Consider the following 21,870-nt stretch of genomic DNA (forward strand, 5'->3'; position numbering starts at 1 on the left):
GTCAGTTTCTCCCCGACACGCGGCGAAAATGCGGGAGAAACTGACGGGTCGGCGGGGTGGGTTAGCTGGTCCAGGCGCGCCACAGGCTGGCGTATTCGCCGTCGGCGTCGATCAGCTCCTGGTGACTGCCCAGTTCGGCGATCCGGCCGTCGATCACCACTGCGATCCGGTCGGCGTCGTGCGCGGTGTGCAGCCGGTGCGCGATCGCGACGACCGTCCGGTCCTCCAGCAGGGCAGCCATCGAACCTTCCAGATGCCGGGCGGTCCGCGGATCGATCAACGAGGTCGCCTCGTCCAACACCAGCGTGTGCGGATCGGCAACCACCAGCCGAGCCAGGGCGATCTGCTGGGCCTGGGCCGGGGTCAGTGCGTTGTTGCCGGAACCGATCATGGTGTCCAGCCCGGCCGGCATCCGTTGCACCCAGTCCCAGGCGTCGACCGTGCGCAGCGCGGCGACCACCACGTCGTCGCCGGAGTCTTCTCTGGCCAGCACGATGTTGTCCCGGATGCTGCCGACGAAGACATGGTGTTCCTGGGTGACCAACGACACCTGGGTCCGAAGTTGATCAAGAGGCAGCTTGATCAGATCGACGTCACCGACCGTCACCCGGCCGGTCCGCGGTCCGTTGATGCCGGACAGCAACCGCCCCAACGTCGACTTGCCGGAACCGCTCGGTCCGACGATCGCGAGCCGCTCACCCGGCACCAGGTCAAGATCAACACCGTGCAGTACGTCGTGGTCCTCGCGATAGGCGAAGCGCAGGTCCCGGCCCACCAGATGCGAGTCGGACGGCTGCCGGTCCCCCGGCTCCCGATCCTGCGGTACGGCGGCAATGCCCAGCAGCCGGGTGGTCGAGGCAACGCCCACCTGGAGCCGGTCGACGTTGCTGATCAACCGGTCCAGCGGTTCGACGACGGCTTGGATGTACAGCGTTGCGGCGGTGATCTGGCCGAGTGTCACCCAACCCTGGCTGTAACCGAAGCCGCCGAGCAGGATGGTCCAGACCAGCGGGGTGTTGTAGGAGATGTCGATCACGCCGAACAGCAGGTTGCGCAGTGACATCGTGTAACGCTCGGCCTGCGCCGACACCTCGATGTCCTCGTCGGTCAGATCGGTGCGATGGCGTTGCAGGCCGAGCGATTCGACCGTCCGGGCACCTTCGACGGTCTCGGTCAGCGAGGTGTTGATCGCCGAATAGCTACCACCCTCGGTGATGTAGCCCATCGGCGCGCGTTGCAGATAACGGCGGACCGCGATCCACAGCGGTGCGACCGAGACCAGGATCGGTAATGCCAGCAGCGGTGAGTTCAGCACGATCGCCACCACCGTCAACACCGTGGTGATCAACGCCACCACGGCCTCCGGCAGCCCCCAGCGGACCGATTCGCTCATCGTGCCGACGTCGCGGGTGACCCGGGTGACCAGATCGCCACTACTGGCGCTCTCCACCCTGCTCAACGGCAACCGCAGCACGGTCCGGACAATGTATTCACGGGCCGAGGCCAGCAGATCCTGACCGAAGATCGCCGCCGAGACCCGGGCACCGAAAGTGAGCAACGCCTGCATGATCACGATCGCGATCACCGCGATCGCCAATCCGTTCACCGTCGCCGCCACAGTGCCCGTTGCAGCGGCCGCATCGACCAGGTTGCCGAGCACCCGCGGCACGATCAGCCCGGCGACGGCAGCCAGTCCGTTCAAGATCAACAACAGCAGGGCGAGGCCCTTCCGCCGGGTCAGCAGGCCCTTGATGAAATCGGCGACCGCCGGCCAGCCCGCGACCGGGAGCCCGCGTTCGGGGTTACGCGACCGGGTGTAGAAGTCGCGAGCCCGTCGCTCGCGGAGCGCATGACGTCGCTGCCAGGCACGCAGCCGCTCACCGACCGAGGCCTCCCGTGGCACCCGGAGCTCGGCCGGCACCCTGGACTGCCGTCCTCCCATCGCCCGGCGCGACCGTTCGTCGTCCCAGGTCTCGGCCGAGTCCGCCATCGGCATGATCACCGGCACTCCCCGCTCGGTCATCGCTCTCCCCCGTCGATCACGGTGTCCTCTTCGTCCATCGCCCGGTTGACGACGTGGCGGTAGCGCGGCTCGCCGACGATCAACTCGTCATGCGTTCCGGTGGCCACGATCGCGTCGTTGTCCAGCAACGCAACCCGGTCTGCGTGGTGCAGCAACAGCGGTGACGCCGTCATCACGATCGTGGTCCGGCCACGCCGGTGCTCGGCCAACCGCTCGGCGATCATCGCCTCGGTGTGGGCGTCGACGGCCGACGTCGGTTCGACCAGGACCAGGATCTCCGGATCGACGGCCAGCGCACGGGCCAGCACCAGACGCTGCCGTTGCCCGCCGGACAGGCCGCGGCCCCGTTCGTCCAGTCGCCCCTGCCAGCCACCGGGCATCGCCTCGTACACATCGTCGGCGGCAGCGGTGTGCATCGCCGCCTCGGCTTCGGCCAACGTCAACCGGGCATGCGGGTCGATCGCCTCCTGCAGCGTGCCGGCGAACACCATGCTCCGGGTGTCACTGATCAGGATGTGTTGCCGGATGTCGTCCATCTCCACCTCGGCGAGATCGACGTCCCCGACGGTCACACCCCAAGCGCCGCCGGCGGCCTCGATGTCGGCGGCGATCAGCTCACGCCGCTGCCGTTCCCGTTCGGCGCGGGCCCGGGACGCCGCCCGGCCCTTCAACTGCTCGTCGACCTCGAGGCTGACCGGTTCATGATCAACGACGAGGTAGCGGCCGAGCCGATCGGCCAGCGCCGCTGTGTTGTCCGGCAGCGCGGAGACCACCATCGTCAGCTGCCCGGGCTCGGCACGAAATCCCGTACGCTGCTCGACGATCGGCGCATCGGTCGGCAACGGCCGTGAGGTCGCCGGCTCGGTCCAGGGCGGCTGCTGGCGCAGCACCGCGACCGTCTTGCTGGCCGACACGTGGGCGCGGACCGCCTTCTGGGCGAGTTCGAAGAAGGTCTGGATCGGTGCCACCATGAACAACGCGTAGCCGAAGAAGCTGATCAGCTGGCCGACGGTCAGCTTGTTGTCCAGGACCTGCAAGGCGCCGATCCAGGTGAGCGTGACCAGGAACAGGCCGGAGAAGAGCACCCCGGTGGCGTCGGTGACGGCCTGCCAGATGCCGGCCGCGACGCCGGCACGTCGTACGTTCTGGGACTGCTCGGCGTAGTTCTCACCGAAGGTCCGCTCACCACCGACCCCGCGCAGGATCCGCAGGCCGGCGACGATGTCGGTCGCCATCGAGGTCAACTTCGAGGCCCGATTGCGCTCGATCGTCTGCCGGCGTTGCAACGGCCGCAGCAGCGGCATCGCGATCAACACCAGCACGGGTGCGGCGATCAGCACCATCAGCCCGAGCCGCGGCGAGGTGGACAGCACGATCGAGGCGACGATGCTGAACGCCACCAACGATCCGATGGCACGGGAGAACACTTCGGTCAGGGCACCGAACTGGTCGCTGTCGGAGGAGGAGACGCTGAGCACCTCCCCGGTCGGCGTGCGTTGGGGCAGGACGTGGCCCAACTGGCCGGCCTTGCGAGCAACCAGCTTGGTGGTCCGGTAGCCCGCGATCAGCCAGCTCCGGACGACCAGCGTGTGGCCCAGGATGCCGAACCCGGCACCGACCACGACCACACCGAGCAGCAGTGCCGCCCAGAAGATCAACGCCCGGGCCGAGCCGCCGGTGATTCCTTGATCAACTGCGCGGCCGATGATGAAGGGGCCGAGCGTGCCGGGCATCATCCAGAGCACCGCCACGCCCGCCCCTGCCAGCACGAGATCGGCCTGCTGTCGGAGCATCCAGAACAGGAACCGGCCGGGGCCGCGGGTGTCGGGTTGGCCTGCCGATCCGCGGGCTGCCGCCGCCCGGTCCTTGGTCTGCAGCTCCCCCGGTTGCTCCCTGGTCCCGGAAGCCGCTCCCGTGGTTCGGGATGGCTCGGGACCGGCGACTCGCGATTGGTCGAGCGCCTGCCGGTCGGGATGTTTCCGGACCGTTGTCGTGAAACCGGGAACAGCCGGCGGGAAGTCGTGCATAGCCAGATAACTCTAGGCAGACGATCCCCTTGTCAGCAAAGGGTTTAGCCGGGTCGGCAAACGAATCGGCACCGGACCTGGTCACAATCCGACAACGCCGTCGATCCGCTCCCGCAACAGGTCGGCATGGCCGCAGTGCCGTTGATACTCGGTCACCACGTGGTGGTAGACCCAGCGCAACGAGACCTCCCCGAGATTGCGGTCGTGGTAACCGTCGTCCGGACCACGCCCGGCGAGGGCCTCGTCGACCGCTGCCCACTCCGCCACCAGGGTTGCATGATCATCGGCAGCCCGGGCGGGATCGACCGCGGTGAAGCTCTGTTTGCCCCCCGCGCCGTCCTCGTACAGCAGCGGCAGGGTCGCCCACTCACCGAGGAATCGGCGCCGGAACCAGTGCCGTTCGACGTCGGCGCAGTGCCTGATCAGTCCGAGCAGGGACAGGTCCGACGGCGGCACGGCGCGGGTCGCGAGTTGTTCGGCGGTGAGCCCGGAACATTTGTGCAGCAGGCAGCGACGGCTCGTCTGCAGCAGCCCGACCAACTGGATGCGTTCGTCACCGACCCGCGGGGTCGGGATCGGCTCGAACTCCGGTGCGGTCCAGGTCATCGTCGCCAGTATCGCAAAAGCCGAACTGCCGGTAGCGCCCATTTCGCCCCGGCAGAACGCACTTCGCCATCGAAACCGAGATCCGGTACCGCCTACGATCGGACCCATGACCGATCAACAGGATCCGAACAGCGAAGGCACCCCCTCCGGCCCGCCGCCGGTCGCCGGCCGCACCGAGGACGGACGGGTGTTCGTGGTGGCGCCGCAGGCAATGGCGGTGGAAAGTGCACCTGAGCAGTCCGACGATGATTCCGATTCCGAGAGCACCCCGTCGGTGACCGACATGGTCGAACAGCCGGCGAAGGTGATGCGGATCGGCAACATGATCCGGCAGCTGCTGGACGAGGTGAAGGCCGCGCCACTCGATGACGCCAGTCGGCAACGGCTCCGCGAGATCCATTCCGCGTCGATCGCCGAACTCAAGGATGGCCTGGCCCCGGAGCTGGTCGAGGAATTGGATCGGTTGGCGTTGCCGTTCACTGCCGAACAGGCGCCGTCCGACGCCGAACTCCGGATCGCACAGGCCCAATTGGTGGGCTGGCTGGAGGGGCTCTTCCACGGAATCCAGACCGCTCTGTTCGCTCAGCAGATGGCGGCCCGCGCGCAGCTGGAGCAGATGCGTCGGGCCTTGCCACAGGGCATGTCGCCCGGCCAGGAGCAGCCGCCGAACGATCCGCGGAGCGGTAGCGGCGGCATGTACCTGTAGCCCGGAGCCAGAAAAGCGCGGATCGGTCGACTTAAGCTTCAGGAGTCAATCTAGTTACCATCCCGTAATCTGAAACCGCATTACTTTTGAGTCCGCCCGGTCGCAGACCCGAATCGCGACTGCTCATTCCATGGAATGACATAGATCGTTCTCTAGGCGGATTCCCCTCATCGGCATATTCCGGTTAACTGGGTTTTGCGCCCTCGGGAGAGTCCGCACACGGCCCTCACGAGTGCGTGGGGCCAACCCGTCTGTTGCGTTTGGGTCGTCGAACCGGCCGAGAATCTTCGGATTCGTGGGAACCGGATCGCGACACCCGGCGTCTCAGGGCAGCAAGAAACCCGGCCTGAGAGGGGAACGTGATGAGTGAGTTCGACGACAACACTCAGCAGAGCGTTACTGGCTGCGTGCGCTTCGCGTCGCTGTTCCAGGATCGTCTGCTCGAGGAGCCGCCGACCAGCAGTGCGCCTGCCGCGCTGCGTCATCGGTACACCAATCTGACCGAGCGGGCGGGCGAGATCTGCGGCGAGTGCCCGATCCGCCAGAGCTGCCTGTACGACGCGGTCGTCCATCATGACGTCGCCGGCTATGTGGCCGGCACCACCCAACGCCAGCGCGGAGACATCCGGCGCCGACTCGGAGTCAACGTCGACGGCGAGGACTTCGACACCTTCGCGGGCGCCACCGCACGCAACCGTCCGGTCGACCACGAAGAGGTCGTCCGACTCCGGCGAGCCAACCCCGACGAGACGCTGGAATCGATCGCTCAGCGGCTGGGCTGCTCGCTGTCCACCGTGAAGCGGCATCTGCGCCGCGAGCGGGCCGCCGATCACGGACCGACCGAGGTCCGTTCCGGGCGCCGGCAACTGCCGACACTGGCCCAGGTGATGGCCGCCGCTGCCCAGGTGGTCGGACCGATCCGAGCGCATCTGCGCCGCGCAGCCTGACCGGACGCCGCGTCCCCCTGCGCGGCATCGGGCTCGCACGGTCTCAGCCGCACCCGCTCGACGGGTGCGGCTGTTCTGCGTTCTGGGGAAGCACTGATCAATACGGGCGTGGCGAGGACCCGCGATGCGCGTCCGCATCGCTTGGCGCAGGAGTGAAGGCGGGCCGGGGCCCGTCGAACGAGTGCAACGCAGCGAACGGGCGTGCAGCGCGGGCCGCAGTAGCCCGTATTGATCAGTGGTTCCCTGGGCCTGCGACGGCTCAGTGCAGCCAGCGGCGCAGTTCGGTGACCGTGCCACCGTCGTCGAAGCCGTCGGTGACGTGATCGGCTACCGCCTTGACCACGTCCGGCGCCTCGCCCAGGGCCACACCCCGGCCGGCCCAGCGCAACATCTCCAGATCGTTGCGGCCGTCGCCGAGCGCGAGCACGTCGGCCCGATCGATGCCGTACCGTTCGGCCACCTCGGCCAATGCGGTGGCCTTGTTGACGCCCTCCGGCACGATGTCCAACCAGGCACTCCACCCGATGAAGTAACTGCAACCATGCAGCCCGAGCTCGGCGGCCAGTCGAACGAAGTCCTCGTCGGTGCTGTTCGGATCCCGCAGGATCACCCGGGTCACCGGCTGGGCGATCATCTCGGCGACGTCGGTGGTGATCAACTCGCCGGTCAGGTCGCCGTCCGGGAACGGGCCGCTGACCCGATAGCCCCGACCGACCTCCTCGACCGCGACCAGGGTGTCCGGCTGCCGCTGCAGCACCTTGGTGACCGCTTCGGTGGCGTCGAAGGTGACGGTCCGCAGCACCTCGACCGGCGGGTAGCTGACGATCACGGCGCCGTTGGAACAGATCGCCGGTCCGGCCGGTAGTTGGAGTCCGTCGAAGATCTCCTCGGTGCCGTGCCAGGATCGTCCGGTCGCCAACACCACCAGCACACCCCGGTCGAGCAGTTCGGCGACCGCATCCCGTACGGGGTCGGGCAACTTGCCGTCCCGGTCGACGACAGTGCCGTCGACGTCGAGAGCGACCAGCTGAGGACTCCAGCTCATCGAGCCACGGCGCCTGGCGCCGTCAACCGCTCCCGGCCACCGAGATAGGGCCGCAGCGCCTGCGGCACGTGGATGCTGCCGTCGGCCTGTTGATGATTCTCCAGCAGCGCGATGATCATCCGGGTCATCGCGCACAGTGTCCCGTTCAGCGTCGCCACCGGCCGGGTGCCGTCGCCGAACCGGGCCCGGATGTTCAGTCGGCGGGCCTGGAAATCGGTGCAGTTGGAGGTCGAGGTGATCTCGCGATACCTACCCTGGCTGGGGAACCAGGCGTAGCAGTCGTACTTGCGGGCGGCGCTCAGCCCAAGATCACCGGCGGCCAGTTCGAGCACCTGGAACGGCAACTCCAGCTTGGTGATGAAGTCCTTCTCCCACTCCAGCAGCCGTTGATGTTCGGCGGCCGCATCCTCGGGATCGCAGTAGCTGAACATCTCCACCTTGTCGAACCAGTGCACCCGGAAGATCCCCCGGGTGTCCTTGCCGTAGGACCCTGCCTCGCGGCGGTAGCTCGGGCTGTAGCCGGCGTAGCGCAACGGCAGCTCGGCGGCGTTCAGGATCTCCTCGGAGCGATAGGCCGCCAACGGCACCTCGGCGGTGCCGACCAGGTAGAGGTCGTCGGCCTCCAACCGATACACGTCATCGGCGGCCTGGCCGAGGAATCCGGTGCCCTCCATCGCCGTCGGCTTCACCAGAGCCGGCGGCACCATCGCGGTGAAGCCGTTGCCGATCGCGGTCTGCATCGCCAAGTTGATCAAGGCCAGCTCGAGCTCGGCGGCGACCCCGGTCAGGAAGTAGAACCGGGAACCGGACACCTTGGCGCCGCGCTCGACGTCGATCACGCCGCCGAGCCCCTCGCTGAGCTCCAGGTGATCACGGGCGGCGAAGCCCTCGGACTCGAAGTCCCGCGGCGCACCGTGGGTCTCCAGGACGACGTAATCGTCCTCGCCCCCCTCGGGCACGTCGTCGAACACCAGGTTGCCGACTGCCAGCAGCAGCTCGTTGAACTCCGCCTCGGTCTCGCGCTGGGTCGCCTCGGCACTCTTGACCTGCTCGGCCAACTGCTTGGTCTTGGCCAGCAGCGCCTGCTTCTCCTCGCCCTGAGCCTTCGGGATCTGCTTGCCGAGCTCCTTCTGCTCCGCGCGCGCTGACTCGTAGGTCGCGATCGCCTGGCGTCGCGACTCGTCGACCCCGACCAGCTTGTCCACCAGCTCCACCGACTCCCCTCGGGCCCGCTGGGAGCGGCGGATGCGGTCAGGGTCGGTGCGGAGCAGTCGGGCGTCAATCACACATCAAGACTAGTGGGCGTCCTAGAAGTGCGCCGAACAATTCGCTCTGCTGCGCGCCACGCTGCACGCACCCGGGCGGCGCCGCGCTCGCGACGAGCCGATTGTTCAGCGCACTCCTGGACCACCATCCATCGCATATCCTCCCGATCATGGTCCGCAAGCCGCCGTCACGAACCTCACTGGTCATCGTGATCTGCCTGGTCGCCGCGATCTGCGGGTGGACCGTCCTGGTGTTGACCGCCGCATGGCTGCCGGAATGGGACGCCCGGGTCGCCCCGGCACCGCTGCAGCCGACCTCGGCTCCGGGTCAGATCGCGGCAGCGTTGGCGCTGGTCACCGAGCCGGCCCTGATCTATCTCAGCCTGTTGTTCGTCGCCCTGTGGGCCTACCGCGGACGGATGCGCAACCTGGCCGGTGCGCTGGTGCTGATGGTCGTGCTCGGCTACGGCGGCGGTTGGTTGCTGAAGCAGCTGATCGGTCGGCAGCGTCCGGCCGACGCGGTCCAGCTGATCACCGCCCAGGGGTACGCCTATCCGAGCAGCCATCTGACCGCGGCCAGCGTCGGCGTGGTGGCGGTCGGGACGGTGCTGGTGGTAACCCGGCATCGCCGCGTGGTGCAGCTGCGCTGGGCGATCATCGGTGCGCTGATCCTGATCTTGATCGGATCGGATCGGTTGCTGCTGGCTGCCCACCATCTCTCCGACCTGATCGGTGGTGTGCTGTTCGGCGCCGCGGCTGCCGCCGTCTCACTGTTGATCGCCGGGGTCTCGGTGTTGCCACCGTTTGCCTCCAATCGACCTCGGGCCCGGGTGGCACGCCGCGCGGTGGACACCGACGCGGGCCCGTCACGGCACACCAAGAAGCGCTGCGCCGTGGTCTACAACCCGGCCCGGGTCGCGGACTGGGTCGGTTTCCGTCGGGCACTGGACTACGAACTGCGGACCCGCGGCTGGGCCCAGGCCATGTGGCTGGAGACCCGGGTCGACGACCCCGGCCGGAGCCAGACCCGGCGGGCGATCGAACTGGGCGCCGACCTGGTGATCGCAGCCGGCGGTGACGGCACCGTACGGGTAGTGGCAGCGGAGCTGGCCGAGAGCGGGATCCCGTTCGGGGTGATTCCGGCCGGCACCGGCAATCTGCTGGCGAAGAACCTGGGGATCCCGCTGGACGAGCGGGCCGCGATGGAGGTCGCCTTCGGCGGCCGGACCCGGGAGATCGACGTCGTCCAGGTGACGATCGACGACGACCGGAAAGATCATTTCGTGGTGCTCGCCGGGATCGGGATCGACGCCATGATCATGCAGGAGACCAACCCGGATCTGAAGCGGGCGGTCGGTTCGGCGGCCTACTTCCTCGCCGCAGCACGGAACGCCAATCATCCGGCGCTGCACGCCACGATCACCGTCGACGACGGCGAACCGATCCGCCGCCGAGCCCACGTCCTGGTGCTCGGCAACGTCGGCTACCTGCAGGCCAACATCCCGCTGATCCCCGACGCCAAACCCGACGACGGGCTGCTCGACCTGCTGATCGCCTCGGCACGCAAACCGACCGACTGGCTTCGACTCACCGCCAAGGTGCTGACCCGGCGGGACCGCGACGTCGACGAACTCGACCGGATCACCGGGAGCAAGATCAGGATCGAGGTCGCCGAGGGCGATCACTTCGAGCTGGACGGCGACCCGGCCGGCGAATGCCACACCCTGGAGGCCCAGGTGCTGCCCGGCGCGCTGGCGATCCGGGTCCCCAGATGACAGCTGCCGCTGCGCCGACCCTTCAGCTGCTCGGGTTACGGAGCCGATCGAGCCACTGCTGGGCGGCGGCATAGTCGGCGTTGGCGGTGCCGGCGAGGATGTCGGGTTGCCCGGAGTCGGCGCGCGGGAAGCTGCCCAGGAAGATCACTCGGGCCGACACCCGGTGCAGCCCCATCAACGCCTCCGCCATCCGGGCGTCGTCGACGTGCCCCTCGGCGTCGATGGCGAAGCAGTAACTGCCCAGCTGGGTCTTGGTCGGACGGGACTCGATCCGACACAGGTTGACGCCGCGGCTGGCGAACTGTTCCAGCAGCTCCAGCAGGGCGCCGGAGTGGTCGGCCCGCATGAAGAGCACCAGGCTGGTCTTGTCGGCGCCGGTCGCCGGGCCGACCCGCCCCGGACGCGTCACCAGGATGAAGCGGGTGACGGCGGCGGTGTTGTCGGCGATGCCGTCGGCCAGCGCCTCCAATCCGTGCAACTCGCCGGCGATCCGGCTGCAGACCGCGGCGTCGTAACCGGAGTCGGGATCGGCGACGGCGGCGGCCGCGGCTGCGGTGGAGCCGTCGGTGGTGATGTCGGCCTGCGGCAGATGAGCGGCCAGCCAGTCCCGGCATTGGGCGGCTGCGTGCGGGTGGGTGAGCACCCGCCGGACGTCGGTCAGCGCCGTACCGGGCCGGACGAAGAGAGTGAACTGCACCTCCAGCAGCACTTCCCTGGTGATCATCAGCGGCTCACCGTAGGTGAGGTTGTCCAGGGTGGCCGAGACACCGCCTTCGACCGAGTTCTCGATCGGCACCAGCCCGGCGTCGACCTCGCCGCTGCGGATGCCGTCCAGGCAGCCGGCGACGGTCGCGTACGGCGTCAGTTCGGCGAGGTCGGCCCCGGGAACGGTCAGCAGTGCCTGATGGGTGAAGGTGCCCTCCGGCCCGAAGTAGCCGAACCGGCTCACCTGTCGGTGAGCCGCCGGGCGCTGATTCGCCGGGTCGGGCCGGGACGACGGCGGCTGTTCGGGGGACGGTTCATTCCAGGGGGCAGTTGACACCCGATCAGGGTAACCACTGCTGCCCCAGCGGTGGCCCGGAATTCCACGGCGTGACGGCCGCCGCCGCCGATCGCTCAGTTGATCTTGATCGACTTGATCGACGCCGCCACCGCCGCCTTCGCCGACGCGGTGGACTTGTTCGGCCGGGAGGTGAGCCATCCGACATGTTGGCCGCTGCCACCGTCGATCACCAGCACGCTGACGATGTCGTAGGTGCTCTTGATCCCCTTCTCCTTGTAGTGGATGTCACCGGTGGCGATCCACCCGTCGACCTGGTATCCCTTCAGCTTCTTGGAGGTGGCGTTCTTGATCGAGATCTTCATGCCGTCGTAGCCGCTGTCGGCCAGCTCCTGGAACACCCGCTCGGCGGTGGTTTCAACATCCTTGCCGGTCTGCTCGGGGCCATAGACCCCCGCTGCCACGACACCGACCCACGGGTCGCCCTTGCCGTTGTAGTCCTTCTGCACGATCAGCGAACTTTCCACCGCGCCGGGCTTGAACACGCCGTAGCCGGCACCCGGCGTCTCGGACGTCTCGTACGGCGCACCGGGCATCGTGACCTGCAGCGGTTTGGCGGTCACCACCCGGGTCGACTCGTCGAATTCGACCCGGATCTTGGCCAGCTCGGCGGAGGAGACCGGTGGCGGGGGCTGCAGCAGTGAGGACGCCTCGGTGCGCGTCTTCACCACCGCCGCAACTCCCACCGCGCCGACCAGCAGGGCGGCGATCAGCGCCACCACCGGGCTCAGCCGACGGCTCGGTCGGCGGGAGGCACGCTCGGGCCGGGAGAACTCGTAGCCGGGCGGCATCTGACGGCGTGTCCGTTGCGCGGCGGACGGGATCGGCTGCGCCTCGGCCTGCGCCAGCCGTCGGTGGGGCGACTGTGGCTGTTGATCGGAGGAATGTGGCTGGTCGAGCGGGCTCGGATCGGCCGGCGCCCCACCGGTCGACGGAGTGGATGCCGGCGGGACGGCAGGCGTTCGGAGCGCCTCCGCGTCGGTCGAGTCGATCGGTGCCGGGCCGGTCGGGTCGTCGGTCAGATAGTGGGTCCAGGCCGCGCCGTCCCACCACCGATAGCTGTCGGGTCGGCCGGCCGGGTCGGGGAACCATCCCGCGGCAGGCGTACTCACGCCCCTGAGCATAAGGGAACCACTGCTGCAGTCTGGCCTCTACGGCCGGCGCTGCACGCGCACTCGCTGCGTTGCACTCGCGCGCCGCCGCCCGCCGGCCGGGAGTCCAGAATGGTCCGGTGAACGATATTCAGTCACTCAAGCCATCGCCGGCGTTGTCGACCTTCATCGCCGGACTCCCCAAGGCCGAGCTGCACGTCCACCATGTCGGCTCGGCGACACCGCAGATCGTCACCGAACTCGCCGCGCGGCATCCCGAGGCCGGGGTGCCGGCCGACCTGGACACCCTGATCGAGTACTTCACCTTCACCGACTTCGCCGACTTCATCCAGATCTACCTGTCGGTGGTCGACCTGATCCGTGAACCTCAGGACGTCCGGCTGCTGACCTACGAGGTCGCCGCGGCGATGGCCGCGCAGCAGATCCGCTACGCCGAACTCACCGTGACGCCGTACACCTCGGTGCTCCGCGGGATCGCTGCCGAGGCGTTCCTGGAGGCGATCGAGGACGCTCGGGTCGCGGCAGCTCGTGATCATCACATCGAGTTGCGGTGGATCTTCGACATCCCCGGCGAGGAAGGGATTCCGGCGGCCGAGGAGACCTGTCGGATCGCTGTTGATCAAGGTTGCGACGGGTTGATCGGATTCGGTCTGGGCGGTCCGGAGATCGGTGTCGGACGACCACAGTTCAAGCCGTACTTCGATCGGGCCCGGGCGGCCGGCCTGCACAGTCTGCCGCACGCCGGCGAGACCACCGGACCGCAGACGATCAAGGATGCGTTGGACAGCCTCGGTGCCGAACGGATCGGACACGGGACCTCGGCCGTTCAAGATCGACATCTGTTGGAGCGGCTGGCCGCCGACGGCATCTGTCTGGAGGTGTGCCCGACCTCCAACGTGGCCACCGGAGCCGTCGAGGATCTCTCCGCCCATCCGCTGCCGACGATGGTCCGGGCCGGTGTGCCGGTGACGATCAACAGTGACGATCCACCGATGTTCGGCACCAGCCTGAACCAGGAGTACGAGGTCGCTGCGGTCCTCCTCGACCTGGACGCACACGGCGTCGCCGATCTGGCCCGGGCAGCCGTCGACCAGTCGTTCGCCCCCGCTGACTCCAAGACCAGGATCCGGGCCGAGATCGACACCTACGAGGCCGGCCACGCCGCACCCTGACCCGGACCGCCCACCTGCTCCGGCTCAGACTTCTCAAAACCCTCGGTATCGAGTACCGTGGGTATCGAGATTCGAACCGCGACCGAGTGGGTGATGGGAATGCAGCAAACGGATCCCGACCGACGGACCGGTCCGGTCCAGACCCGCCCGAAGCGCTCCGACGTCCGGGCCCGGATCATCGCCGCGGCGCGGGAGTCGTTCCTCCGCAACGGATACCAGCGCACCAACCTCGGCGAGGTCGCCGCCCAGGCGGGCTTCTCCAAGGGCGCGGTGTATTCCAACTTCGGCGGCAAGTCCGACCTGTTCACCGAGGTGATCAACGAACAGACCAGCGCGGTGACCGGGTCGGTGCTCGCCTCATCCAGGCGGCTGGCCAGCGTGATCGCCGATCCGACGGCGGTCGCCCGGATCGCCGACGATCTGACCGAACAGATCATCGGCGGCGAGTCGACCCTGGCGATGCTCGCCGAGGTCCGCGTGCTGGCCAGCACCGATCCCGAGTTGTCGGAGGTCTACGGCCGGCTGCGCAGCACCCAGCGGCAGCACCTGCTCGATGACCTGCGCCGGCGCGCCGCCGATCTCGGGCTGGAGATCGACTTCGACGAAGCGAGGGCCAATCTGCTGCTCACCCTGGTCCAGTCGCTGGCCACCGAATACGCCGCGGCCCCCGACGCGATGCCGCCGTCGCTGATCGCCGACACCTTGCAGATCGCGATCCGAGGGGTGCTGCGATGAGATGCCCTGTGTCAAGCCGGCTGGTTTTGGGCTTGGAGGATGCGTTGGAGGGCGTGGTGTTGGGCGGGGTCGTAGGAGACGCCGTTTTGCCAGCAGTGCCAGATCACGTGCAGCCAGGCTCGGGCGAGGATGCGGACGGCGTGGGCGTGGTCGTGTCCTCGGGTGCGGGCTCGTTGGTAGAGGTCGGCGGCCCAGGGGTTGGCGTGTCGGCTGTCGCCGGCGAAGTCGGTGACAGCGTCGCGGAGTTGTTTGTCGCAGGACCAGCGGAAGGTGACGGCGCGGAGTTTGCCCGATTGCCGGGTGGAGGGTGCGGCACCGGCCAGACAGGCCAGCGATTCGGGGGTGGGGAATCTGGCGCGGCAGTCGCCGATCTCGGCCAGCAGCCGGGCTGCGCGGACTCGTCCTGCTCGGGGCAGGCTGGTGAAGATGTGTTGGTCGGCGTGGGTGTGGAGTTGCCGGTCGATCTGGGCGGTGAGTGCCGCGATCTGTTCGACCAGGGTGGTCAAGATTGCGAGCAGGGCGTGGGTGATGTGGGCCTGGGTTTCGGCGTCGGATCCGGTGATGCCGCGGGCCGCGGCGGCCAGCCGGCCATGCAGTTTGGTCGGCGGGACTTTGCCGGAGTAGCCCTGTTTGGTCAGCCAGTCGCCGAGGCGTTTGGGGGTCAGCCAGTCGGCTTGGTCTTGGGTGGGGAATCGGGTCAGGAACGCGATGCTGATCTTGGAATCGAGATCTTTGAACAGGCCGACCGCGCCGGGGAACACGTTGCCGAGATGGGATCGGAGCTGGTTGGCCACCGCGACTCGGTGAGCGACCAGGTCCTTGCGGGTGCGGCAGGCCCGACGCAGCGCAACCGTCGCGGCGGTGTCGGGGATGAGTGGCCGCAGCCGGGGCCGGTCGGTGCGCAGGGTGTCGGCCAGCACGAACGCGTCGAATCGGTCGTCCTTGTTGCCGGCCGAGCCGTAGCGGCCGCGGAGGTTCTTGACCTGGTTCGGACTGATCACGACTACGGTCAGGTCGGCTTGGAGCAGGGCGTCGACAATCGGACCGTCCGGGCGCTCGATCGCGACCTCGCCGACTCCGTGATCGATGAGGAACTTGATCAACTTCCGCAGCCCGTCCGCGGTGTGTTCGACCAGGGTCTGATCGACTCGATGGCCGCGGCCGTCGACGACACAGACGGCGTGATCGGCAACCGCCCAGTCGATCCCAGCGGTGAGGTCGTTGATGGGTTGGTCGGGCAGAGTATTACTGGCAGACTTCATGTCAGCCTCCTCGCTGCTAGTCCCAGTGGGGAGGCACCCTTGTGTGCCGATGGTGCCGGAACGTGCCTGCCAGTTCGCTCACTGATCGGCGCTCACAGGCGCTCAGCCCTGTCGACGGTCCGCACGCCCCGGGCAACCACCAGACCTCGCAGATCTCATCGTGGACATCCGAAACGTCGAGCGAGCAGGGCGATGACCTGGTGGCACCTCGGGTGCATTGACACTCCATCCAAGAGCGCCAACACGAGGAAGGTAGACCAGTGAGCGATACCGACCTGGTCCCGCTCCGCGACCCGGACCAGCAGGACGCCGCAACCGACCAGCCCGGTCCGGCACCGACATCGGACGACGTCGCCGACTCCGACCTGGTGATCGCGACCGGGCTCGACTACGGCACCGGGATCCGCCGCGTCTTCGCCGGGCTGGACTTCCGGCTCACGGCCGGCACCCTCGGCGTGCTGCACGGCACCGACGGCAGCGGGAAATCCACCCTGCTGCTGGCCCTGATCGGCCGCGCCGGCGGTGTCGGTGGATCGCTCCGGGTGGCCGGTCACGACGCGCTGCACGGGTCCAAGAAACTGCGGTCGATCACGACCGCTGCACGGATCGGCAGCATCGTCGACGCCGAGCCCAAGCACTCGGTCGCCGACGCGATCGCAGACCGGGCCGCGGTCGACGGAATCCGTACGGGCCGGGCCCGGTCCACCTTCGACGAACTTGCCGACGTCCTGGAGTTGCGGGTGTCGCCGGATCAGCTGGTCGAAGAGCTCGACAGCTATCAGCGCAGCACGCTCGAGTTGGCGCTGGCCGCCCTGCGCCCGAGCACCCTGATGGTGTTGGACGATCTCGATCGGGGACTCGGGGTCGCAGACCAGGATCGGCTGTACCGGGCGATCATCCGACTGATGGCCCACACCGGCAGCACCGTCGTCGCCAGCACCGTCGAGCCCGACACCATCCCGTACGACGCCGTGACGATCGACCTGCCACCTCCCGGACCGAACCGCCGAAGGCACACCACGGATGCCCAGACGACCGCGCCGAAGCGGACAGCAACCCCGAGCGGCCCCTCCCAGCCGGCCGATTCCCCTCAGTAGGTGACCATGATCAACCCGTTCCGTATCGCCGCCGGCGAGTTCCGTCGGTTCCGCGGCCCGCTATCCAAGATCGCGCTGGTGTTCGTCGCCCTGGTGCCGTTGATCTACGGGGCGATCTATCTGGCCGCCAACTGGGACCCCTACGGTCGTCTGTCGGAGCTGCCGGTCGCCGTGGTGAACAACGACAAACCCGCCACGGCACAGGGCAAGACCATCACCGCCGGCGACGATTTCGTCGACGAACTGATCGCCGGCAAGGAGTTCGACTGGCACGAGGTCGATGCGGCGACCGCTGCCGACGGGCTGCGGCACGGCGACTACTACCTGGTCGTCACGGTGCCGTCGGACTTCTCCAGCAACCTGGTCAGCGGCCAGACCGACGATCCGCGGCGGGCGAACATCACCCTGCGCCGCAACGACGCCAACGGATTCGTGATCGGCAGCATCACCGGCCAGGCGCAGAACAAGATCGAGAACGCCGTCGACCAGTCCGCGGTGAAGAGCTACTTCGAGGTCGTCTTCGACAATCTGGCGAAGATCAAATCCGGGATGGACGACGCCGCCGACGGCGCCGGCAAGCTCGACGCCGGCCTGACCAGGGCGCACACCGCGTCAGGCAAGTTGGCCGACGGGTCGGCGACCCTCGCCGACGGTGCCCAGCAGCTGGAGACCGGTTCGGCGACGCTCTCCAGCGGTTTGGACAGCGCCGACACCGGCGCTCAGGACCTGGCCGACGGACTGTCGACGATGGAGACCAAGTCCGCCCAGCTGGCCGACGGTGCCGACCAGGTCGCCGACGGCACCCAGCAGCTGAACGACACCGTGCTGCCGCCGCTCAACAAGCTGCAGTCCGACCTGCCGCAGATCCGCAAGGGGACCAAGAAGGCGTCGTCGGCGATGAACACGATCGCCGCCGACGCCGCCGGCGGCAGCAAGTCGGTGGCCGGTGATCTTGATCGGGCCGACGACGAGCTGACCCGGCTGGAGACGAAATACCCCGAGCTGAGGAAGGACCCCGCCTTCGGCCGGCTGAGCGACCGGGTCGATTCGGCATCGGGCCGGGCAGACAGGATCGCTACCGCGGCGAGCGAGCAGGCCGACACCGTCGCCGGCATCACCGACGGCGTCGACGATACCCTTGATCAACTGTCCGGTTCGTTGAAATCGACGAAGAAGGATCTGAAGAAGCTGAACAACGGCGCCCACCAGGTCGCCGACGGCAACCATCAGCTGAACACCGCCATCGGCAAGGCGTCCACCGGCGCCGACAGCCTCGCCACCGGCATCTCCTCGGCCGCGGACGGTGCCGACAAGCTGCACAGCGGAGCGACCCAGGTGTCCGACGGTGCCGACCAGCTGAAGACCGGCAACCACGACCTGGACAGCGCCCTCGGCCAACTGTCCGACGGCGCGTCGACGCTCCATGATCAACTCGTGGCCGGAGCCAAGAAGGTGCCGGCCGTCACCGATGACCAGGGCGACCAGGCGGCCCAGGTGCTGTCCTCCCCCGCCGAGGTCAAGATGCAGGTCGACAACGCCGCCACCTACTACGGCCGCGGGCTGGCACCGATGTTCTTCTCGATCGCGCTCTGGGTGTTCGGCATCTCGGCATTCCTGGTGCTCCGGCCGCTCGTCGGCCGGACGCTGGTCGGTCGCGGCGGTGCGCTGGCCCGACAGCTCGGCAGCTGGCTTCCGGCCGGCATCCTGGCCGTAGTCGGCGGCTACCTGACGATCGGGACGGTCTGGCTGTTCCTCGGACTGGACCCGGTGCGTCCGCTGGCGCTGCTGGGCGTCACCGCACTGGGCGCGATCGCGTTCTCCTCGATCGCCCAGGTGCTCCGGATGGCGCTCGGTACGCCGGGATCGGCACTGCTGTTGATCTGGCTGGTGCTGCAACTGGCGTCCACCGGCGGCACCTATCCGCCAGCCGTGCTGCCACGCTTCTTCTCCGCGATCCACCCGTTCATGCCGATGAGCTATCTGATCGACGCCTACCGGGTGACGATCTCCGGCGGACTGACCGCCGATCTGATCCAGGACGTGATCGTGCTCGCCGCGATCGCCGTCGTAGCGCTCGCGCTCGGGTCACTGATGCTGGTCAGGAAGCAGAGATTCGCGTTGCGGGATCTGCATCCGCCACTGGAGGCGTGACCTCCGCCGGCGGTTCGATCGGCGGTTCCTCCGGGGCCGGTCGTCGGGACAGGTCCGGACCCGCCAGCACGGTCCGACGCCCCACCGGCCACAGTGAGTTGCTGTCCGGCCAGCGCCACCACAGGAAGATCGCCAGCAGCAGCATGATCTGCACCAGCGGCGAGACAACGTCGCGGACCCGGGCCGACGCCCACGCCAGGGAGGCGCCGAACTCGACCGCCCGGCCCGGCACGAAGGCCGCCGACAGCACCGCGCCGCGGACGATCATCAACCGGTCGAGTTTGCCGCCGGCCAGCAACGCCAACGGCATCCAGATCTGCAGGTCGTACCAGCTCAGGGTGTACATCGCGGTGACCACCCAGCCGATACCGATGATCATCGCGGTCCGCAGCGCGATCGTCATCGGGTCGGTCCGCGGATCGGTGTCGTCCGGTGCTCCGGGTGCCAGCCGCCACGGCACCACCCGGGACAGCGCGAACACCACGATCGGCAGCAGGGTGTAACTGATCACGCCGCAGATGATCTTGCTGGTGGACTGGTCGAACAGGTGGGCGAACAACGTGTAGAACGGATTGACCCAGGACCCGACCGACACGTAGGCACCGTTGCGCAGCACCTGGACGAAGGCCGTCGGCTCCCAGACCACATAGGCCAACGCCATCGGGATCGCTGCACCGACACAGATCTTGGCCATCTGTTTGGGCTGCTTGCGGTAGGCCCACAGCATCGCCAGCCCCCAGATGCCGATGCTCACCTTGGCGCAGCCCGCCAGCCCGACGCCGAGCCCGGCCAGGAACGGGCTCTTCCGGATGAAGATCATCCCGGCAACGGCGAACACCACCGACAGCGCCTCGTTGTGCGCGCCGGCCACCACGGCCCAGATCAGCAACGGATTGCAGATGGTCAGCAGCGCGGCCCGTGCCCGACGCTCCGGGTCGGCGTTACGGGCCATGAACAGCACGCCGAGACAGGCCAACACGAACGGCACGGCGGCGAACAACTGCAGCCAGAAGACGACGTCGTGCATGTTGGTGCCGCCGAGTTGGTTGGCCGCCCACTGCGTCCAGGAGGTGATCGGCCCGTAGACGCTGGGAGTGTCGGTCCAGGGCCGCTCGGTCCAGCGCAGCACCGGGTCGAACTGGCTCCGGAAGATCTCCGCCGGCGTGATCTCGTACGGGTTGCGGCCGATCACCTGCAGCCGACCGTAGGCGGCGTACATCAACACGTCGGCCGAGGTCAGCGGCGGCACCAGGGTGGTAGCGGCCACCAGCCCGATCCCGAGCCCGGCGATCCTGCGCGCCCGCGGACGCCAGCCGGCGGCGAGGGCTCGCATCGCGATCCACAGCCCGACGCCGGACAGTGCCAGCGCACCCCAGATCAGCAGCGACACCAGCCATTCGGCCGGCTCGACGACCTTGCTGGGCAGGTACCACGGCGGCAACAGGCCGTCCCGGGGGCCGAGCGTGATGGTGATCACCGACGGCCCCAACGCACCGACGATCAGGCAGAACACGGTGGCGGCGATGATCGCGGCCAGCCCGACCCGATGGTCGCGATGCCAGACCGACGGCCGGTATCCCGCCACGGCCGGATCATCGGATCCATCGCCGCCGCCCCCGGAAGCGGTCCGCTCCCGGGTCACCGCCGCCGATGCTTGCGACACAACGCCGTCATCGATCGGCGGATCGCTTCGGCCAGCACCGTCCGCCACAACACCTGCAGCAGACGCTTGATGATCGCGCCCATGATCAACTTCTCCTCGCACTCGGTCGTCGGCGGGGTCGGCACTGCCGGACCCCTGCACGGTCGGGTCAACCACGGTTTCCGTCCAGCGACTCCCGCCCGCGATCTCGGGGAGTCGTCGCCGGCGGCCGGCTCCCGCCCAGACTCAGTCTGGATCCACCGCGGACACCGGCCGGCGCGACACCGAACTCCCGGCTACCGAACTCCTGAACAGACACGATGAGTTCCCTCACCGCCCGCGGAGGCGGTCCAACAGTCCGCTGACGGTGGGATGGGAGCGCAGCTCACCGGTGGTCTGACCGATCAGCCCGCGAGCCGTGAGCGCACGGGTGACGTCCTTCAGCTGTTTGGCCCGATGCAACTGACCCGCCAGGTCGTTGCCGGTGGCGCGATGCTGCAGGTCGACATCGATCTCCTGCACCGTGAGCCCGGCCCGGACGACGTCGATGGTCATCCCGACCTCGATCCCGAACCCGGCGGCCAGCGGGCTGGCCAGCTCGAACGCCCGCCGGGTGATGCAGCGCTGCCCCGACAGCGGCGCCCGGGCCGAGAAGCCACTCAGCTCCTCGATCCCGCGGCGGGCGGTGTTCAGCACGATGCCGTGACCGCCGGCCGGTGAGCCGTCGTCCGTGGTCTGCGCCGGCAGCACACCGATCGTCAAGGCGGCTGCACCGCTGACGACCGGACCGATCAGCGGCGCCGCGCCGGCCGCGGACTCGCCCAGATCGGCATCCAGCAACAGGATCGCGGTCGCCTCCGGCAGGTTGTCCCGCTGCTCGAGAACGCCGAGCGCGTTCACCCCGGACTCGATGGCTGCAGCCTTACCGCGGTTGCGGTCGTGCCCCACCACGATGGCGCCGGCTGCGGTGGCATGTTGGGCGGTGCCGTCGCTGCTGCCGTCGTCGACGACGATCACGGTGGCGACCTGCGGGAGCTCGCGGGCCGCAGCCACCGTCGCGGCGATGGTCGTCTCCTCGTTCTTGGCGGGGATCACACACGCAACTCGGCCGGTACTCACGCCTAGAGACTAGCGGGTGGCCCGGACCGGACTCAGGTCCTTTGCAGCCTGTCCGATGCCCTACCCCGATCACGGTGGTGACGGATCAGACATCGCGGCCTGGTATCGGCCGCGTCGGGCAGGCGG

Annotated in this window: 18 protein-coding genes; 7 read left to right on the forward strand and 11 right to left on the reverse strand. The window is 68.3% G+C overall.

Annotated features, from left to right (window positions below; genetic code table 11):
* Window positions 1-61 precede the first annotated feature (61 nt).
* The 3 genes from BLU38_RS11955 to BLU38_RS11965 all read right to left on the reverse strand — a co-directional run bounded on the left by BLU38_RS11955 (window position 62) and on the right by BLU38_RS11965 (window position 4,656).
* On the reverse strand, window positions 62-2,023 hold the full coding sequence (locus BLU38_RS11955; protein ID WP_091524913.1) for an ABC transporter ATP-binding protein: 1,962 nt from the start codon (window positions 2,021-2,023) through the stop codon (window positions 62-64).
* Window positions 2,020-4,050: an ABC transporter transmembrane domain-containing protein gene (locus BLU38_RS11960; RefSeq protein ID WP_091524917.1), complete on the reverse strand. Its 2,031-nt coding sequence runs from the start codon at window positions 4,048-4,050 to the stop codon at window positions 2,020-2,022. Before BLU38_RS11960 ends, BLU38_RS11955 begins: the two co-directional genes overlap by 4 nt.
* Before the next feature lie 81 nt (window positions 4,051-4,131).
* Window positions 4,132-4,656, reverse strand: a complete 525-nt coding sequence (locus BLU38_RS11965; protein WP_091524919.1) for a DinB family protein — start codon at window positions 4,654-4,656, stop codon at window positions 4,132-4,134.
* A 106-nt stretch (window positions 4,657-4,762) separates the two neighbouring features.
* Between BLU38_RS11965 and BLU38_RS11970 the strand changes: the two genes are divergently transcribed.
* Window positions 4,763-5,362, forward strand: coding sequence for a bacterial proteasome activator family protein (locus BLU38_RS11970; RefSeq protein ID WP_091524922.1), 600 nt, complete (start codon window positions 4,763-4,765; stop codon window positions 5,360-5,362).
* Between the two features lie 362 nt (window positions 5,363-5,724).
* On the forward strand, window positions 5,725-6,309 hold the full coding sequence (locus BLU38_RS11975) for a WhiB family transcriptional regulator (protein ID WP_091524926.1): 585 nt from the start codon (window positions 5,725-5,727) through the stop codon (window positions 6,307-6,309).
* Between the two features lie 259 nt (window positions 6,310-6,568).
* Here the strand turns inward: BLU38_RS11975 and BLU38_RS11980 are convergent, their stop codons facing one another.
* On the reverse strand, window positions 6,569-7,354 hold the full coding sequence (locus BLU38_RS11980; protein ID WP_091524929.1) for an HAD family hydrolase: 786 nt from the start codon (window positions 7,352-7,354) through the stop codon (window positions 6,569-6,571).
* On the reverse strand, window positions 7,351-8,640 hold the full coding sequence (gene serS, locus BLU38_RS11985; RefSeq protein WP_091524932.1) for a serine--tRNA ligase: 1,290 nt from the start codon (window positions 8,638-8,640) through the stop codon (window positions 7,351-7,353). Before serS ends, BLU38_RS11980 begins: the two co-directional genes overlap by 4 nt.
* Before the next feature lie 149 nt (window positions 8,641-8,789).
* On the opposite strand from serS, the gene BLU38_RS11990 reads away from it, so the two are divergent.
* Window positions 8,790-10,394: a diacylglycerol kinase family protein gene (locus tag BLU38_RS11990; RefSeq protein ID WP_091524935.1), complete on the forward strand. Its 1,605-nt coding sequence runs from the start codon at window positions 8,790-8,792 to the stop codon at window positions 10,392-10,394.
* A 22-nt stretch (window positions 10,395-10,416) separates the two neighbouring features.
* Here the strand turns inward: BLU38_RS11990 and pheA are convergent, their stop codons facing one another.
* Both pheA and BLU38_RS12000 read right to left on the reverse strand, forming a co-directional pair.
* Complete coding sequence (gene pheA, locus BLU38_RS11995) at window positions 10,417-11,436, reverse strand: prephenate dehydratase (RefSeq protein WP_331715075.1); 1,020 nt, start codon at window positions 11,434-11,436, stop codon at window positions 10,417-10,419.
* 74 nt (window positions 11,437-11,510) lie between these two features.
* Window positions 11,511-12,566, reverse strand: a complete 1,056-nt coding sequence (locus BLU38_RS12000; RefSeq protein WP_231920305.1) for a DUF2510 domain-containing protein — start codon at window positions 12,564-12,566, stop codon at window positions 11,511-11,513.
* A 119-nt stretch (window positions 12,567-12,685) separates the two neighbouring features.
* Here BLU38_RS12000 and BLU38_RS12005 point away from each other — a divergent pair, with 119 nt between their 5' ends.
* Window positions 12,686-13,738: an adenosine deaminase gene (locus tag BLU38_RS12005; protein WP_231920306.1), complete on the forward strand. Its 1,053-nt coding sequence runs from the start codon at window positions 12,686-12,688 to the stop codon at window positions 13,736-13,738.
* A gap of 99 nt (window positions 13,739-13,837) precedes the next feature.
* Window positions 13,838-14,473 carry a TetR/AcrR family transcriptional regulator gene (locus BLU38_RS12010; protein ID WP_157683404.1) on the forward strand — a complete coding sequence of 212 codons (636 nt, stop codon included), beginning with the start codon at window positions 13,838-13,840 and terminating at the stop codon, window positions 14,471-14,473.
* Window positions 14,474-14,484: 11 nt separating this feature from the next.
* Here BLU38_RS12010 and BLU38_RS12015 read toward each other — a convergent pair whose 3' ends face one another.
* A complete protein-coding gene (locus tag BLU38_RS12015; RefSeq protein WP_091524954.1) occupies window positions 14,485-15,735 on the reverse strand; it encodes an IS110 family RNA-guided transposase in 1,251 nt (416 codons plus the stop codon).
* A gap of 260 nt (window positions 15,736-15,995) precedes the next feature.
* Between BLU38_RS12015 and BLU38_RS12020 the strand changes: the two genes are divergently transcribed.
* Window positions 15,996-16,832 (forward strand): ATP-binding cassette domain-containing protein, encoded by an 837-nt coding sequence (locus BLU38_RS12020; RefSeq protein WP_157683405.1) that lies wholly within the window; start codon window positions 15,996-15,998, stop codon window positions 16,830-16,832.
* Window positions 16,833-16,838: 6 nt separating this feature from the next.
* Window positions 16,839-18,983, forward strand: a complete 2,145-nt coding sequence (locus tag BLU38_RS12025; protein WP_231920387.1) for a YhgE/Pip domain-containing protein — start codon at window positions 16,839-16,841, stop codon at window positions 18,981-18,983.
* On the opposite strand, the gene BLU38_RS12030 is transcribed toward BLU38_RS12025, so the two are convergent.
* From BLU38_RS12030 to BLU38_RS12035, 3 genes are all read right to left on the reverse strand, one after another.
* A complete protein-coding gene (locus BLU38_RS12030) occupies window positions 18,931-20,568 on the reverse strand; it encodes a putative hexosyltransferase (protein ID WP_157683406.1) in 1,638 nt (545 codons plus the stop codon). The two genes, BLU38_RS12025 and BLU38_RS12030, sit on opposite strands and share 53 nt — an antisense overlap.
* Window positions 20,569-20,621: 53 nt before the next feature.
* Window positions 20,622-20,771 carry a hypothetical protein gene (locus tag BLU38_RS30865; protein ID WP_157683407.1) on the reverse strand — a complete coding sequence of 50 codons (150 nt, stop codon included), beginning with the start codon at window positions 20,769-20,771 and terminating at the stop codon, window positions 20,622-20,624.
* 184 nt (window positions 20,772-20,955) lie between these two features.
* Window positions 20,956-21,744 carry a glycosyltransferase gene (locus BLU38_RS12035; RefSeq protein ID WP_091524967.1) on the reverse strand — a complete coding sequence of 263 codons (789 nt, stop codon included), beginning with the start codon at window positions 21,742-21,744 and terminating at the stop codon, window positions 20,956-20,958.
* Window positions 21,745-21,870: the final 126 nt, after the last annotated feature.

Source organism: Microlunatus soli (genome assembly GCF_900105385.1).
Taxonomy (GTDB): Bacteria; Actinomycetota; Actinomycetes; order Propionibacteriales; family Propionibacteriaceae; genus Microlunatus; species Microlunatus soli.